This window comes from Pseudoalteromonas sp. NH0006-26, assembly GCF_057552415.1.
Genome location: NZ_BAAJMJ010000005.1, coordinates 302,351 through 318,688, shown reverse-complemented (window position 1 = coordinate 318,688; position 16,338 = coordinate 302,351). Strand labels below are relative to the sequence as shown.

Genomic DNA, 16,338 nt, shown 5'->3' with positions numbered 1-16,338 from the left:
ACTACAAAAAAGATATTGTCGCGTGCTGCAGCGTTAATTACAAGTTTTAAGCTATTAAAAACCACGCAATTTTAGCATAAATGTGCAATTAATAACTTTTCTTCAGTCAGGTAATCTCAAATTAACGTTAAACACGATATTAAAGCAGCACGTAAACTGCTTAAACTCGCATTTTAATGCGTGTTGCGTATAATAACCGGTAATTAAGTTATAGTAGAGATTAACAATGAGAACATGTGGTGTAGAAATTACCGGTAGTGATGTACTACTTTGTATTTTAAGTAAAGATAACGACGTTTTTGATATTCGTGACGTGCGCCAAACACGCTTTACCTTAGGTAACGGTAACGACACTGAAGTAATGCGTAAATTTCAATTTGATTTTGCAAAACTAATGCAAGATTATCAAATTGATTCTGTTGCCATTCGCGAACGCCAGCCTAAAGGTAAATTTGCAGGTAGCGCTAAAGGGTTCAAAATGGAAACGGCTATTCAATTAATCGACAACCTCGATGTTCGCGTGTTTTCAACTACTGAAATAAAAGAGCAAGTAAAACGCAACCCAATCCCTATCGCGTTCGAAGACACTGGTCTTAAAAAATATCAAGAAAATGCATTCGTTAATGCTTATGTTTATATCATGAAAAAAACCTACCGCAGCGACGAAATGTAATACCAATTGCATCCTTGTAAAAACGCGTAATAGCTCAATATTACGCGTTTTTTTATGTCTAAATTTTCAAATAAAAGTGTAAGACATTAGTCTAACCCTCTTCCCTTTGTCGACAATTCATGTTTATTTAATCAACAAGCCTTGGATAGATAAAAACATGGAGAATGTCATGAAAGCGACACAAACAGTGCATAAAGAAGTAGAACAAATAAACACTATACCGCTATCAAATAGTTATTTTAAGGGGATTCAAAGCACACCGCTAATAGAGCAAACTATTGGAGAATACCTTGACTCAATTGTCGACAATAACCCAAAGGCATTGGCAGTTGTTGTTGCTCACCAAAATATTCGCTTAAACTACAAGGAGTTTCAGCAGCAGATTGATCAGCTTGCTATGGGGTTATTGGCATTAGGGGTTAAATCAGGTGACAGGGTCGGTATTTGGTCACCCAATAATATACAATGGTGCTTAACTCAATTTGCAACGGCTAAAATCGGCGCAATCATGGTGTGTATTAACCCAGCTTACCGCCCCAGTGAACTGCAATATGCACTTAATAGTGTTGAATGTTCCACGCTTATTACTGCTACCTCATTTAAGGGCAGTCACTACGTTAATATGCTACAAAGTTTAGCCCCAGAGCTAAATAGTTGCCAAAAAGGGGAATTAAAAGCCGCTAAACTCCCTTCATTAAAAAATGTAATTTGTATAGGTGATGAGCCAGTAAATGGCATGTTTTCGTTTAATGAAGTACTCGCCATGCCCTCAGATGCCCACCAGTTAGAACTTCAAGCGGTGGCTAAAACCCTAAACTGTAATCAAGACATTAATATTCAATTTACCTCTGGCACCACAGGAAACCCTAAAGGGGCTACGCTAACGCATAAAAACATTCTTAATAATGCACTGCTTGTTGCCCAAGCAATGCATTTTACTGAACATGATAAGCTGTGTATCCCTGTACCGCTTTATCATTGCTTTGGCATGGTTTTAGGCAGCTTATTGTGCGTAAGTAAAGGCGCTGCAGCTATTTATCCAAGTGATTCTTTCGATCCAAAAACCACATTAGAGGTGGTACAACAAGAAAAATGTACCGGGCTTCATGGCGTGCCTACCATGTTTATAAGCGAATTAGAGCTTAATAACTTTAGTGATTATGATTTAAGTACATTACGAACCGGCGTTATGGCAGGCTCAACCTGCCCCGAACAAGTTATGCGTAAAGTACAAACACTAATGAATATGAACCAAGTCGTTATAGCCTATGGACAAACAGAGTGTAGCCCAATCAACAATATCACTGAAACCGACTCATCAATTGAGCGTCAAGTCACCACTGTAGGACGAGCGCTTGCGCACACTGAAGTAAAGATTATTGATGAGGTGGGTGAAGTTCAAAAAATAGGCCAACCAGGTGAAGTCTGTAGCCGTGGAGCTGGTATTATGCGTTGCTATTGGAACGATGAAGAAAAAACCAAAGCTACTATCGATAATCAAGGTTGGTTACATTCTGGCGATTTAGGGGTAATGGACAGTGAAGGCTTTGTTAGTATTGTTGGCAGAATTAAAGACATGATTATTCGCGGCGGAGAAAATATATATCCCCGTGAGATTGAGGAAGTTTTATACACCTACCCAGGGATACAAGATGCGGCAATTTTTGGTATTACCGATGAAAAGTTTGGCGAAGAAGTGTGTGCCTGGATCCAGCCTAAAGAAGGTGAAGTGCTTGATGAGCAAGCAATTCGATTATTTTTAAAAGACAAACTCGCCTACTTTAAACAGCCTAAATATATTCGCTTTGTTGAACATTACCCGATGACGGTAACCGGAAAATTGCAAAAATTTAAAATGCGCGAACAAATGCAAGAAGAGCTCGCCGAATCTGCATTTTCATAAGCTGGTTAAATGCAAAGCACTATCAGCTTAGTGCTTTGCATTGTCTTACTCAATTTCAGGCTGTTTAGGAACAACAAAGTCAGTAATACTTATATTTCGTCCTGCATTTTTAGCTTTATAAACCCCTACATCAGCTGTTGCCAACAATGATTTAATTGAAGGTCTATATGTAGTGTATTTATCAATTGCAATACCAGCAGAGACAGTAATACGGTTAAAGGGTGAATACTGATGTGCAATCGGGTCGGCTGCAAAGCGTTTAGGTAAGTCACTCAACCAATCTAACTCATTTGCCTGTAATGTTTTTACCAATATAAATTCTTCACCACCAAAACGCACCACAATATCAGCGTCACAATGTTTTAGTCGGTTTGCGACTGCTATTAGTACGTTATCTCCCTCTAAGTGGCCGTAGTTATCGTTATAATTTTTAAAATAGTCGACATCAATCATGGCTAACCCTAAATATTGTGATGGCGCTAACTTGTTAATTAATGCTTTACAGCGTCTATCAAAACTATGCCGATTATGCATACCTGTTAATTGATCGGTATTGGCTTTTTCAGTTTCAAATAATTCCGCTTTATATTGCTTTCTTAATAGGGTATCCAGTTGATATTGCACTATGGCCAATACAATAACTATGCTGAAATAAAAATAAAGTGTCCACGCAATCGAAGTAGAAGAAAAAAGCTCAATAAATATCAGGGCAATGCCAATTATTGACCATAAAACCAGTTTATGTCCTAAGTGCAGCATCGGTATGGCTATAAATGCAGCAGCTACAAGCATAGGTCCACCCTCTTTTAATTCACTATAGCGTTGCACATATTCCCAAAAGAAATAACTAAATAAAAAACAAAATAAAACCGCATAACTGAAAAAGCGCGAATGCAAGTACTCTGAACTTAATGTTCTATTTACAATAATGAGGACTATCGATAACAACACCATAGTTACGCGTAAAATTGTTATGGTTGAATTGGCAGGCTCTTGTTGATTAAGCCAAGACATAAAAATAAAAGACAATAAAAACAGTGTTACTAGATAGAGTGATGCATCAGCAAGACGCATTGAGCTTTTATTGAGTTGATTTTGGAAGTTGTGCTCTGTTGCACTTGAAAAATAAAAAATTGCGGGAATAAGACGCACAGGCACTCTCCTTAATAAGCTCACTTATCCTTATCCACACTATAGTTTATTGTTATTAATTAGCGAGTTAAATTTACCTTATTAAATAATATTATACATTATTTTTGCTATATCCTGAACAATGCCTGCTCAAGATATAGATAAAAATTATTGGGTTCACTAATAAATAGCCGAGGCGTCGCTATACAACGCCCTGTTCAATCATTGCATCTGCTACACGTCTAAATCCAGCAATATTTGCACCAAGTAACAAGTTACCGGGTTGATTAAATTCTTTTGCGGTATCGTTAGCTGTAGTGAAAATATCTTTCATTATTTGCTTTAACTTTTCATCTACTTGCTCAAATGTCCAGCTTTGCATACTGGCATTTTGTGCCATTTCTAATTGGCTGGTTGCTACCCCACCGGCATTCGCTGCTTTGCCAGGCCCATAAGCTATTTTTGCTTCAATAAAGCAATCAATCGCTTCTTTGGTTGAAGGCATATTTGCCCCTTCACTAACTAAAATACAACCATTTTCAAGTAGTGCTTTTGCATCCGCTTGGGTTAATTCATTTTGTGTAGCACAAGGAAAAGCCGCATCCGCACTGTAACGCCATACAGCATGACCATCCTGAGGGTACTCATCGCGGGGCGTATACTTTGCCTGAGGATGAGTATCTAGGTAGTCACTTAGGCATCCTCGTGAGTGCTCTTTTAATTGCTTAATAAGTTTTAAGTCAATGCCACTCTCATCGTACAAAGTGCCTTTTGAATCACTACAGGCAATAGGTGTGGCCCCTAATTGATATAATTTTTCCATGGCATAAATAGCCACATTGCCTGAGCCTGAAATTAAACAGCGTTTTCCTGATAAGCTGTCATCACGATCTTCAAGCATATAGTTAGCAAAATACACTGCGCCATAACCCGTTGCTTCTTTGCGAGCAAGCGATCCGCCCCAAAGTAAGCTTTTACCGGTTAGTACGCCTTCATAGCGCCCTGTTAAGCGTTTGTATTGGCCAAACATATAACCAATTTCTCTTGCCCCTACGCCAATATCTCCTGCAGGTACATCGGTTGTAGGGCCAATATGACGATATAACTCGGTCATAAACGATTGGCAAAAACGCATTATCTCGCCATCAGAGCGTCCTTTAGGATCAAAATTAGCGCCTCCTTTGCCACCGCCTATAGGCAAACCAGTCAGTGCATTTTTAAAAATTTGTTCAAAGCCTAAAAATTTTATGATGCTGGCATTTACACTTGGATGAAAACGTAAGCCGCCTTTGTAAGGGCCCAGCGCTGAATTAAATTCGATACGGTAGCCTTTATTAACTTGAATATTGCCCTCGTCATCAACCCAAGGTACACGAAACATTAACTGGCGCTCTGGCTCTACCATTCTTTGAATAATTGCTTGTTGTTGGTAATGACTGGTTTGCGCAAATATAGGCTCTAGCGAGTCAAGCACTTCTTCTACTGCTTGATAAAACTCACATTGCGCAGGGCTCGTCTGCTTTAATTGCGCAATTGTTCTGTGTATATAATTCATATTTATTCTTCCATGTGGGTATTTTTTAATTCGAAACAGGAAAAATGATCAACGCTATTGTTAGTGGAGAAATTGATTATGCGATCATTATTTTTACACTTTAACATCATACATAAACTGGATACACGTGTTTGATGTTAAATTAAATTGTTGTTTCTTTTGTATACAAACCCATTAAAAAAGAATTTGTATGCTAAAAACACCAGCTTTAATGAATAACACGTTAAAAGTATTAAAAAAATAGTAAAACAAAATACGACGCGACGTTTTTACGCGAGCGACAGCATAAAATGCTTTATGAGACTGAAGTTGTAGAAGGGGTAAGACTGATAATAGCGTAGATTTCAGTGAGTTCGTTTAAGCGGTTTAAATGGAGGTTGCTAATCAACCTCCATAAAATGCATTAAGCTTTTTCGCCATCTGGGCGAAAAGTACGCTGCACACCAGTTAAAAATAAACGTAAAACTTGATCGTTACACACACGGTAATGTTTGTTTTCAACTTTACGTGAAAATGCACTAAGTTCATGCTTACTTAAATCAAAATCAACTAAGGCGAGTGTGGCAATTACGTCTTCTGCTTTCATATTTAAAGCAATACGTAATTTCATAAAAATAATATTATTGTTTAATTTAGTCTCTGGGATTGGCTGCTCACCGTCACGTTTACCGCGCTTAGTGTTTATAAAGCCATTTAAAAATACCGCAAATTCGGTGTCACTTATTGGGGTGTAACCTTGCTCGCCCTCTTTAGTTAACCATGCAATCACCTGCTCAGTGCTAACGCTCTGCTCTGCAGCGGCGAACACGTCAACCATTGCTGAATCTGTTAAATCAAAGGTGTAGCGAATACGGCGTAAAATATCGTTATTTGTCAAAGTAAATCCCAAGGTAAATAAGTGCTCAGCAAACAAAAGCTGTTTAATAGCGGCGCAGTTTATCAGAGTTACACTAAGCGCCCTATTAAATACTGTGTTTAATTACCCAATACTTTTGCCGGATCAACACGTGTTGCTTGCCATGCTGGATACAGCGTCGCCAATATTGCAAGCACAAAGGTGGCAATAACAGTTAACACTATATCTTGCCAAACTAATTTACTCGGTAAGAATTCGATAAAATACACACCTTCTAGCGGATTTTCACCCAGCAATAAACTCAGCCAAGTAAACAGCTCACTAATATTGATTGCTAGAATGACTCCAATAATAGAGCCTAAAACTACGCCAACAAATGCTTGAGTTAAGCCTTGCATTACAAAAGTAGCCAAAATAGTACTGTCTTTGGCACCCATGGTTTTTAAAATGGCAATATTGCCTTCTTTTTCGCGCACTTCCATCACTAATGACGAAACAATGTTAAAACTGGCGACTGCAATAATTAAAAACACCACAATATAAACGATCGTGCGCACCATTTGAATGTCTTGATACAAGCTGCCTTGGGTTCTAAACCAACTCGATATATACACATAATCAGTAACAGTTTGCCCTACCCTCAGCGCTATTTGGTGCGCTGCAAACACATCATCAACCTGTAAACGTAAGCCGGTTACTTGGCTTTGATCGTAGCCTAAGGTTTGTTGTGCCTTGTTAAGGTGAATAAACGCGGCACTGCTATCGATAGGCCCGCCCATTTCTATAACGCCTGCGAGAGTCAGTGTGACCCGTTTTGGCGCAAGTAATGATTGCCCTTTTTCACTAATTTGGGGGATCAGCAAAGTGACATTGTCGCCTATTGATAAGTTAAGTTGAGAGACAATTTGCTTGCCTAAAATAACATCCTCAAGTGCTAGCTGACTGACTAATTTACCTTGTGTAAATTGGTTAATAGCTGATACGTCACTTTCTAATGAAGGCTCAACACCCCGTATTTCAACTGCTTTTAATTGGCTTTTAAATTGCGCCATACCATTTACTGCTATAAATGGGGCCGCCCCTGTGACTTGTGGTTGCTGTTTTAATTTTTCGACTTTGCTGGGCCAGTCAGCAATCGGCCTGCTTGGTGCCACATATTCAACTTGTGGCACGACACTTAATAAACGATGCACTAATTGTTGCTCAAAGCCATTGATCACCGATAACGCCACAATCAACACGGCAACACCAAGTAAAATGCCAATAGTGGATGCCTTGGCAATAAAACTAACAAACGCGTTTTTTTCATCTTTATGGCCTGAGTAGGCTCTGAAACGTTTACTTATAAAGGCACTAAGCAACATGGCTCGACTCTTTTATCGTTAATTTACCATCATCTAAATACGCTATTTTACCCAGCTTGTCGGCAAGCTCTAAATCATGAGTCACCACCACAAAACTGGTGTTTAAACTTTTATTTAGCTGATTAATTAAATCGTAAATTTTAATCGCGTTTTGCTTATCTAAATTACCTGTTGGCTCATCAGCAAGCACCAGTGCAGGCTCAGTTACTAAAGCACGCGCTATGGCAACACGTTGGCGTTCGCCACCAGAAAGTGCCGACGGTTTATGGCTACTTCTGTGGGCAAGGCCGACTTTATCAAGCATGTCGAGCGCTTTTATATTTGCTTCTTTGGCACTCAAGCCTTTTATTAACAGTGGCATGGCAACATTTTCAACCGCACTAAATTCCATTAATAAATGATGAAATTGATAAATAAACCCTAAGTTTTGATTTCTAAACGCGGCTTGTTGGCTGCGAGACAGTTTAGCCACATCTTGATTTTTTATTTTCGCACTGCCAGAACTGGCGGTATCTAAGGTACCTAAAATATGCAACAAGGTGCTTTTACCTGAACCTGAACTACCAACAATAGCTAACATTTCACCTTGGGTTAGGGCTAAATCAACCCCTTTTAATACCTCAACTTGGTTTTGCCCGTCTTGGTACACTTTACTTATTTGTTCACAACTAATTACTAAATCATTCATAACGTAATACCTCGGCTGGGTTTACTTTAGCGGCCTGGCGCGCGGGATATAAAGTCGCTAAAAAGCTCATGACTAAGCTTAAAAGCGCAATCACACTTAAGCTAAGCGCATCAAATTTGACCGGCAGTGAAATCCCCGATAATAAATTTAAGCCAACCAACGCCAGCAGTTCATTAATATATAAGCTAAATAAAATACCTAAAGAGGCACCTACTGCCGTACCAATCACACCGTTATATAAACCTTGAACCATAAATACAGTTTGTACTTGGCTTGGCGTTAGCCCTAGTGTCTGCAGTATCGCAACTTCGCTTTGTTTTTCACTCACCATCATGGTGAGCGCCGACACAATATTGAACACCGCCACCAGCACGATTAAGCCAAGGAGCATAGACATAATGCGTTTCTCCATCGCCACAGCGGCAAATAAAGTGCCTTGGCTACTGCGCCAATCGGTGTATTTAAAATTCTTCAGAATAAGTTGGCTGTCTTGAATAAATTCATCAAGTGCAAATGGCTCATGCAGTGACACACTTAAATTAGGGGGTGTAGAGCTACTTTGCTTTAATACTCGTTGTAATGACACACCACTGGTAAATGCCAGTCCCATGTCAATTTCTGAACCAGTTTCATAAATAGCAGCAATTTTGAATAAACGTTGGCTAGGAACACGACCAAGGGGTGTATAAGTAGATGCATTAGGCATAATAACGCGCAGTTTGTCGCCTAAACCAACGCCGAGTTTACGGCTTAAATAGCGGCTAATAGCAATGTGATAATTATTATTTAATACGCTTTGCCAATTACCCTGCACTACTTTGTCAGTGATTTTATAAAGCGAGTCATTATTATCATAGAGCCCTTGCAGTAACACACCATGCAGGTCTTTATTGGTTTGCAGTATGGCTTCACCATGGCGGTATAAACTAACATGTTCAACATACGGTGATTGCTCAAGATCAGCTTTAAGAGTATTCATTTGCGCTTTAGAGTGTTGTTTGGCCTGCACTTCAACGTGTGGAATGAGCCCGAGCATATTCGTTTTCAGGCTGCTTTCAAAACCGTTCATGACACTACTTACTGTAAAGAGCGCCATTAAACCAATCGCTATACCTGCAATAGAAAAAAAAGAAATAAACGAAATAAACGCATTGCCTTTGGAAGAGCGACTATATCTAAGTCCGATAAACAGGCTAACAGGTTGAAACATATTAATTAAAACATTAATGCTAAAAGTGTGGCTTTATAGTAGCACGAACTCAGCGCAATTGAATATCACCATAAATGTAAGAAATAATTTATAAATCTTATACTTGGCTATATTATAAGCAATTCACTAAGCCAAGCTAAACTTTTAATCCTGTTACTAGATAATCAAGTAATACTCGTACATTAGTAGCAACAAATTGGCGCGGAGGATAAAGCCCCCACACACCCTCTTGTTGAGGTTGATAGGCTGTTAATATTGGTACTAACTGCCCTGTTTTTATTTCATTCTCTATGTAGTAATCCGGCAACTGAACAATACCCAACCCTTTTTTAGCGCCGTCAACCAGTGCCCAACCGCTATTGCAATGCAACCGCCCAGCTACTTTAATATGTTTGTCACGATTATTTTCATTTACTCGCCAATAACTACTGTTACCAATTAAGCATTGATGCTGGTTAAGTTCACCTAACGTATGGGGTTCGCCAAAGCGCGCTAAATAGCCTGGTGCAGCACACATAATAAATCGTCGCGAGCTCAAGCGTCGCGCTTTTAAACTCGAATCTTTTAAATGGCCTAATCGAATGGCTAAATCAAAGCCGCCCTCCAGCAAGTTTTCTTGCTCGTTAGAGAGCGTTGCGATTACTTCTACCTCGGGGTGATCATGCATAAACGAATGCACTATCGGCATAATAAAACTCTCACCATACATAACCGGTGCGGTTAATTTAATTTTACCTTTAGGGGATGTTTGCACAGACGCGAGCCCCTGAGTGGCTTCATCCATAGCGTGTTGTAAATGTTTTACTTGGTGTAAAAACTGCTCACCTTCTTTGGTTAATACCACCTTTCGGGTCGTACGCGTTAAAAGTTGAGTATTTAACCGTTGTTCAAGCTTAGTAACATGGCGGCTAATATGGGCAACCGATAGACCCAACGCCTGTGCAGCTTGAGTGAAACTTCCCTCTTCGCCAACAGCAATAAACTCATCAATCCCTTCCCAACGCATTATTATTACCATACTGTAAAAGTGTTTTATTAATTTAGAGATTATCATTGTTATAGAAATAAATACAATAGGCACATCACCCAAACAGTTTGGGTCTACAATTGATATTCAAACCACTACAAAGGATATACACATGTCTGAATTTATAAAATCAAAAGCAGCGATTGCCTGGGGCCCTAATCAGCCTTTAAGCGTTGAAGAAGTTGACGTGATGATGCCTAAAAAAGGCGAAGTGATGGTAAAAATCACTGCCACAGGTGTATGCCATACAGATGCTTTTACTTTATCAGGTGAAGATCCTGAAGGCATTTTCCCCGCTATTTTAGGCCATGAAGGTGCCGGGGTGGTTTACGCTGTGGGCGAAGGCGTTACAAGTGTAGAAGTTGGCGATCACGTTATACCTCTATACACCGCAGAATGTGGTGAATGCAAAATGTGTACTTCAGGTAAAACCAACTTGTGCTCTGCTGTACGCGAAACACAAGGCAAAGGCTTAATGCCAGATGGCACAACGCGCTTTTACAAAGACGGCCAACCTATTTATCACTACATGGGGACGTCGACCTTTTCTGAGTACACAGTACTTCCTGAAATCTCACTAGCTAAAGTAAATAAAGAAGCCTCTTTAGAAGAAATTTGCTTATTGGGCTGTGGTGTCACTACCGGTATGGGCGCTGTAACAAATACGGCAAAAGTAACAGCGGGCGATACGGTGGCAATTTTTGGTCTAGGTGGCATTGGTTTGTCTGCCATTATTGGCGCAAAAATGGCTGGGGCTAGCCGTATTATTGGTATTGATATTAACACCTCTAAGTTTGAACTTGCGACTAAACTCGGTGCGACCGACTTAATTAATCCAAAAGACTTCGACAAGCCAATTCAAGAAGTGATCGTAGAGATGACCGATGGCGGTGTTGACTACTCATTTGAATGTATTGGTAACGTTGATGTAATGCGCTCTGCCCTTGAGTGTTGTCATAAAGGTTGGGGTGAGTCGGTAATTATTGGTGTAGCCGGTGCTGGCCAAGAAATTTCAACTCGCCCGTTCCAATTAGTAACCGGTCGTGTATGGCGTGGTAGCGCTTTTGGCGGCGTTAAAGGTCGCTCGCAACTTCCTGAAATTGTTGAACGCTACATGGCGGGTGAATTCGCCCTTAATGACTTTATTACCCACACCATGAGCCTTGAAGAAATAAACGATGCCTTTGATTTAATGCATGAAGGTAAGAGTATTCGTACTGTTATTCATTACTAATTTCTTTTAATCACCAACACCAGCCGTTGCTACTAAGTAACGGCTTTTAAGGATTGTTATGTTAGAAAATATCTCAACAGCAAAAGTGGCTGGTGGCTGGCATAAGCAGTATAGCCATACTTCCTCAAGCACCCATTGCAGCATGCGTTTTGCGGTATTTTTACCACCAGGCGCCAGTGAAAAAAATAAAGTACCAGTACTTTATTGGTTATCAGGGTTAACCTGTACCGATGAAAACTTTATGCAAAAAGCAGGCGCGTTTAAAAAAGCGGCAGAGCTAGGCATCGCTATTGTAGCACCTGATACCAGTCCGCGTGGTGAAAACGTTCCTAACGAAGACAGCTACGATTTTGCTCAAGGTGCAGGGTTTTACGTCAATGCAACACAGGCACCTTACAATACTCATTTTAATATGTACGACTATGTGGTGAAGGAACTACCTGCATTAATAGAGCAACATTTTCCAGTAACAACTAAAAAAGCGATTTCTGGACACTCTATGGGTGGCCACGGTGCATTAATGATTGCCCTTAAAAATCCTAAAGCGTATACCAGCGCTACGGCATTTAGCCCAATTGTTAACCCGGTAGATTGTCCTTGGGGTGCTAAAGCCTTTACTGGCTATTTAGGTGCTGATAAAGCCCAGTGGGCACAATATGATAGTTGCGAATTAATGCAACAAGCCAAACAAGCTGATTATTTACCTATGTTGGTCAGCCAAGGTGACGCCGATAACTTTTTAGAAGAACAACTTAAGCCACAAAACTTAGTGGCAGTTGCAACACAGAAGGACTATCCGTTAACGTTCGAAATGCAAGCTGGCTACAACCATAGTTACTATTTTATTAGTAGTTTTATAGACCAACACTTATTATTTCATCATCAGTTTTTAACTGCTTAGATTCATTACTGTGTAGAGTAGATTTATCTACTTCTACACATTCTTTAAGATTTTTTGTGACCTGCCTGCATTTTCTAATGGTGCCGTCATCTCCTTTTACTAAACTAAATACTGCAGAGTCTATTTTTAAACCTAGCTCTGCAAAAGAAAATCCGTCCTTATCAACGGGAACTGGCTCAAATGGATTTTCATAAGGAGTAGACCGAGCTGGATTTTTCATCCGCTGATTTTCTTGTGCATTTGAGGCTGCTTGTCCATCCAACATAACGCCAAAAAATGTACAGCCATTAAGCATCAGCAATAGTGATAAAAAAAATATTTTTTTCATGTTTAACCCTTTAGTAGCTTCAACTTTAACTATTTAGTTAATAGAGTAACTCCATTAAAAAAGTAAAACTGTAAAAATCTGTTAGTAAGTGAAAATTGTTTACAACATAATTTATACTCAAGTATTTTATTATCACTCTCGCAAAATGATATAATATAACATAAAATTAAACTCGTTTTTTCATCCATACCAAAGCATATTTATGTCATTACCTTTATCTCAAAATCGTTTACACCATATAGACTTACTCCGAGGTCTTATCATTATATTTATGGTGATTGATCACGGCATGTATTATTGTCTAAATTATTCAGTGACCGATCCCATGACCATACCAGGAACAGATGCGCTTACTTTTTTCACTCGTTTTATATCGCACTTTTGTGCGCCATTATTTGTATTTTTAGCGGGCCTTTCAGCTGCGATAACCGAGCATAAATACACTTCCACGCAAGCTTTTTCAAAAAGTTTAATTATACGTGGACTAGTGCTTATATTATTTGAATTTACTATTGTGTCATGGTCTTGGAGCTTTAATCCACTGTTTCCAATGTTATACGCTCAGGTTATTTGGGCGATAGGTTGGGGATTTATTATTCTAGGGCTTTTACGCTTAATCGGTCTGTATGCAATTTTTGCCATGGGCTTAATTTTAGTATTTGGCCACAACTTATTTGATGCCGTCAACTTTGAGCCAAATACAATCGCAAATACGATATGGTCTGTTTTACATCAGAAAAATGTACTCGAACTTCCTTTTAACTTTAAAATTAGAACCACCTACCCCGTAGCTCCTATTGTTGGGTTAATGGCGTTAGCCTATTGTGCAGGTGTTTATTATAAAGCCAAGCAATACAGTAACCGAGTTATGGATTATGGCTTAATTTTGGGTGTAAGCTGCCTAGTTTTATATACGCTTTTGCGTGGCTTTAATCTTTATGGTGACGCGTCAATATTTACGATTAGTGACTCTTATTTACTCACTATAATGTCATTTTTAAACCCGACCAAATACCCACTTTCCCTGCAGTTTATGTTGTTAACCGTTGGTATAGGCCTAATTATCCTTAAACTATTGAGCAAGCTAAAAAGTGATTTTTCGCCAAAGTTTTTACAAGTATTGGGTAAAACCAGTATGTTCTCGTACTTAGCCCACTTGTATTTACTGCATGCAATAAGTTGGTTACTTATCCCTGTTTTAGGCTTTAGTTTTTCTGATATGACTTATGGCGAAACACTGGTGGGTTTACCAATTGGATACGGTATGAGCTATGTAGCAACACTGCTATTTATTGCAGTCGTAATTGGCTTAACAGCCGTTCTTGCCAATTATTATTTAGCATGGAAGCAAAAAAATAAACACAGTTTAATTGCTAAGTATATTTGAACAAACATTAAAAAAGGCGCTATAAAAGCGCCTTGCTAACAAGTATGTGTGCTTAGAACATATCTTGATAGGAATTTGTTGTACTAAATGTAATTGCTTTTTCAAAGCCTGGCAGTGTAATGCTGTGCTCATCTAAAACAATCTCATTTTCATCAATCAAGCCATCACCAAAACGGTAAATTAGCGAGTATTGACCTAAGTCAGCTTGCGTTTGGTAGGTATGCTGCGCCGCTTTCACTTGGCTATGTTTTTCAGCGTAGCTATTCATCAGCGCATCACCATGGCGTTTAGCAAGCATCTGCATAGTTACTTTTGCGCTTAGCACAGTGGCTGTTGCATTATTTCCACCAAAGCCTTTTGAGTTAATAAACGCAATATCCATATCACCACACTCATAGTGGCTATTACGAATATCTAAATGATCGCTGTAAACATCGTCGGCGACTTTATCAATAGTGGTAATACCCGGCATAATATTATGACTAAATACACCTAACGCAATGGCAAGCTGATCGCCACTAGCTGGCGCAATAGTATGGCCTACATAGGCTTTAGGCGCAGTCACTTTCCAGTTATCAATAGCAAATGTTTGCGCAACTTTATGATAAATTAAAGATTCAGTAACACGGTTTTGTGGTGTACTTGAGCCATGCGCTAAAATAAAGCTACGTTGTTGCAGTGCCTCTTTGCCTAACAAGCTAGTAGCAAGGGCAGCTGATTTCGCCATGGTGATGTAATTTCCAGGCCCTGGTGAAGTAATTGATTTTTTTACCCCATCGGCATTAACAAATACATCCGGCACACTGCCCATAATATCTGCACCGAGCTCCAATGCCAGTGCATCATCCATTAATATGGCAACTTGTGCGCCCTCGCCTAAGGTAAAGCCACAGTTCTCACCAAATGGACGACTACTTTTACGGTAATCAGGCTCATCATCATTGCTTAAATTATCTAAACGACGTAAACCTTCAATATTTGCCAGCGCGCTCATATTACCAAAACCTTCAACCACTTCTGGAGTAATCGCACATTCAACACTGGCAACCACTGCAACACGGGTCCGCCCAGCTTGAATATCGTTAACGGCAGCGCGTAAATTATATAAAAATGTGGCACATGCGCCTGAAGTTGAAAAAGTTGTCCCTACATTGCCGGTAACATAGGCGTTAATAAAATCGGTCGACATCGTATTTAAACCCAACGCTAACTGCTTAGTACTAACACGATCGCCCTGCTGACGCGCTTTAACTAAACCACCTAAGCCTTTATCATCCATTTGACCAATAACTGAGGCTGAGTAGGTGCCAATTTTGTCAGGCTCTACGCTATTCATAATATGTTGCCAATCAAGTCCTGTTGATTTTATTGCATCGGTGGCAGCAAATATGGTCGCTTGTAAACCGCGCGGCTGGTAGCGGCTGTTATACATAATGGCAGGATCAAACCCGGTTGGAAATTGCCCAGCCGACTTAATCGGGTTATCACGGGTTGAGTCATGCTTTACGTCAAGCTCAGCAGCAATCGTGACTTTTACTTTTTTATTATCAAGGTCATCTATTTGCCAGTTGCTTGGTAAAGGCGATGGTAAGTCACGACGACGTGTTTCAAACACAATTGCACTATCATCTGAAGCCGTTAAAGTCATTTTTTGCTGCCAAGGTGTGGCATCAACGTCAAAATGTTCTTTTTCAATTTTACGGATCAAAGTACCGGCAATAATTTGCTCACCAAAGCGTGCTTCAATGTCGCTTTGCTCAACATGATTACCTTGGCTGTCTTCAAGTTGGCCGTTTACTGTAGTCACTAAGTTCATTAATGTGGCAAGGCCTAAAAATGTTTCTTGGCGAGCTTGCGCCGCTAAGCTATCTAACACGATACGACGATAACCTTGATGAAAAGAAGTACGGCCAGCGGCATTAATGCCTCCCATGCCTACAATAACGGGTAATGCAGTCATAATTTACCTTTAAAATGCGTGTTATAAGAATATGACATTAGTTTAATTGGATTATAGAGACGTCTTTGTGCTTTAATAGCCAAATAAGCGGCATAAAAGGCCAAAAACAACTGGTCGGAGC

The 16,338-nt window shown here is 39.7% G+C and carries 14 protein-coding genes; 5 read left to right on the top strand and 9 right to left on the bottom strand.

Annotated elements, in window-relative coordinates:
- Positions 1-226: 226 nt before the first annotated feature.
- Positions 227-673 carry a DUF3010 family protein gene (locus AC27JR_RS10205; RefSeq protein WP_008110482.1) on the top strand — a complete coding sequence of 149 codons (447 nt, stop codon included), beginning with the start codon at positions 227-229 and terminating at the stop codon, positions 671-673.
- A 169-nt stretch (positions 674-842) separates the two neighbouring features.
- Positions 843-2,576, top strand: a complete 1,734-nt coding sequence (locus AC27JR_RS10200) for an AMP-binding protein (protein ID WP_487173508.1) — start codon at positions 843-845, stop codon at positions 2,574-2,576.
- A gap of 45 nt (positions 2,577-2,621) precedes the next feature.
- Here the strand turns inward: AC27JR_RS10200 and AC27JR_RS10195 are convergent, their stop codons facing one another.
- From AC27JR_RS10195 to AC27JR_RS10165, 7 genes are all read right to left on the bottom strand, one after another.
- A complete protein-coding gene (locus AC27JR_RS10195; RefSeq protein WP_418608804.1) occupies positions 2,622-3,728 on the bottom strand; it encodes a GGDEF domain-containing protein in 1,107 nt (368 codons plus the stop codon).
- A 181-nt stretch (positions 3,729-3,909) separates the two neighbouring features.
- Complete coding sequence (gene gdhA, locus AC27JR_RS10190) at positions 3,910-5,262, bottom strand: NADP-specific glutamate dehydrogenase (protein ID WP_487173507.1); 1,353 nt, start codon at positions 5,260-5,262, stop codon at positions 3,910-3,912.
- A gap of 403 nt (positions 5,263-5,665) precedes the next feature.
- Positions 5,666-6,139 (bottom strand): YehS family protein, encoded by a 474-nt coding sequence (locus AC27JR_RS10185; protein ID WP_055011902.1) that lies wholly within the window; start codon positions 6,137-6,139, stop codon positions 5,666-5,668.
- Positions 6,140-6,237: 98 nt separating this feature from the next.
- On the bottom strand, positions 6,238-7,482 hold the full coding sequence (locus AC27JR_RS10180; RefSeq protein WP_487173506.1) for a lipoprotein-releasing ABC transporter permease subunit: 1,245 nt from the start codon (positions 7,480-7,482) through the stop codon (positions 6,238-6,240).
- Positions 7,472-8,170 carry a lipoprotein-releasing ABC transporter ATP-binding protein LolD gene (gene lolD, locus AC27JR_RS10175; protein ID WP_487173505.1) on the bottom strand — a complete coding sequence of 233 codons (699 nt, stop codon included), beginning with the start codon at positions 8,168-8,170 and terminating at the stop codon, positions 7,472-7,474. Before lolD ends, AC27JR_RS10180 begins: the two co-directional genes overlap by 11 nt.
- Positions 8,163-9,380: a lipoprotein-releasing ABC transporter permease subunit gene (locus tag AC27JR_RS10170; protein WP_487173504.1), complete on the bottom strand. Its 1,218-nt coding sequence runs from the start codon at positions 9,378-9,380 to the stop codon at positions 8,163-8,165. Before AC27JR_RS10170 ends, lolD begins: the two co-directional genes overlap by 8 nt.
- A gap of 136 nt (positions 9,381-9,516) precedes the next feature.
- A complete protein-coding gene (locus tag AC27JR_RS10165) occupies positions 9,517-10,389 on the bottom strand; it encodes a LysR family transcriptional regulator (protein WP_487173520.1) in 873 nt (290 codons plus the stop codon).
- Between the two features lie 130 nt (positions 10,390-10,519).
- Between AC27JR_RS10165 and AC27JR_RS10160 the strand changes: the two genes are divergently transcribed.
- Together AC27JR_RS10160 and fghA are read left to right on the top strand one after the other, a co-directional pair.
- On the top strand, positions 10,520-11,641 hold the full coding sequence (locus tag AC27JR_RS10160; RefSeq protein ID WP_487173503.1) for an S-(hydroxymethyl)glutathione dehydrogenase/class III alcohol dehydrogenase: 1,122 nt from the start codon (positions 10,520-10,522) through the stop codon (positions 11,639-11,641).
- A gap of 58 nt (positions 11,642-11,699) precedes the next feature.
- Positions 11,700-12,542: an S-formylglutathione hydrolase gene (gene fghA, locus AC27JR_RS10155; RefSeq protein ID WP_487173502.1), complete on the top strand. Its 843-nt coding sequence runs from the start codon at positions 11,700-11,702 to the stop codon at positions 12,540-12,542.
- Here the strand turns inward: fghA and AC27JR_RS10150 are convergent.
- Positions 12,496-12,870, bottom strand: coding sequence for a hypothetical protein (locus tag AC27JR_RS10150; protein ID WP_138593910.1), 375 nt, complete (start codon positions 12,868-12,870; stop codon positions 12,496-12,498). The two genes, fghA and AC27JR_RS10150, sit on opposite strands and share 47 nt — an antisense overlap.
- Before the next feature lie 202 nt (positions 12,871-13,072).
- Here AC27JR_RS10150 and AC27JR_RS10145 point away from each other — a divergent pair, with 202 nt between their 5' ends.
- The gene (locus AC27JR_RS10145; RefSeq protein WP_487173501.1) at positions 13,073-14,257 is read left to right on the top strand and encodes an acetyltransferase domain-containing protein; all 1,185 of its coding nucleotides are present in this window, start codon (positions 13,073-13,075) and stop codon (positions 14,255-14,257) included.
- A gap of 52 nt (positions 14,258-14,309) precedes the next feature.
- On the opposite strand, the gene AC27JR_RS10140 is transcribed toward AC27JR_RS10145, so the two are convergent.
- Entirely contained in the window at positions 14,310-16,217 is a 1,908-nt protein-coding gene (locus AC27JR_RS10140; RefSeq protein WP_487173500.1) for a beta-ketoacyl synthase, read from the bottom strand.
- Positions 16,218-16,338 lie beyond the last annotated feature (121 nt).

Excerpts from the sequence above, each read along its gene's own strand:
- AC27JR_RS10205 (WP_008110482.1), top strand. The coding sequence starts at position 227 with ATGAGAACATGTGGTGTAGAAATTACCGGTAGTGATGTACTACTTTGT.
- AC27JR_RS10200 (WP_487173508.1), top strand. The coding sequence starts at position 843 with ATGAAAGCGACACAAACAGTGCATAAAGAAGTAGAACAAATAAACACT.
- gdhA (WP_487173507.1), bottom strand. The coding sequence starts at position 5,262 with ATGAATTATATACACAGAACAATTGCGCAATTAAAGCAGACGAGCCCT.
- AC27JR_RS10180 (WP_487173506.1), bottom strand. The coding sequence starts at position 7,482 with ATGTTGCTTAGTGCCTTTATAAGTAAACGTTTCAGAGCCTACTCAGGC.
- lolD (WP_487173505.1), bottom strand. The coding sequence starts at position 8,170 with ATGAATGATTTAGTAATTAGTTGTGAACAAATAAGTAAAGTGTACCAA.
- AC27JR_RS10170 (WP_487173504.1), bottom strand. The coding sequence starts at position 9,380 with ATGTTTCAACCTGTTAGCCTGTTTATCGGACTTAGATATAGTCGCTCT.
- AC27JR_RS10160 (WP_487173503.1), top strand. The coding sequence starts at position 10,520 with ATGTCTGAATTTATAAAATCAAAAGCAGCGATTGCCTGGGGCCCTAAT.
- fghA (WP_487173502.1), top strand. The coding sequence starts at position 11,700 with ATGTTAGAAAATATCTCAACAGCAAAAGTGGCTGGTGGCTGGCATAAG.
- AC27JR_RS10150 (WP_138593910.1), bottom strand. The coding sequence starts at position 12,870 with ATGAAAAAAATATTTTTTTTATCACTATTGCTGATGCTTAATGGCTGT.
- AC27JR_RS10145 (WP_487173501.1), top strand. The coding sequence starts at position 13,073 with ATGTCATTACCTTTATCTCAAAATCGTTTACACCATATAGACTTACTC.
- AC27JR_RS10140 (WP_487173500.1), bottom strand. The coding sequence starts at position 16,217 with ATGACTGCATTACCCGTTATTGTAGGCATGGGAGGCATTAATGCCGCT.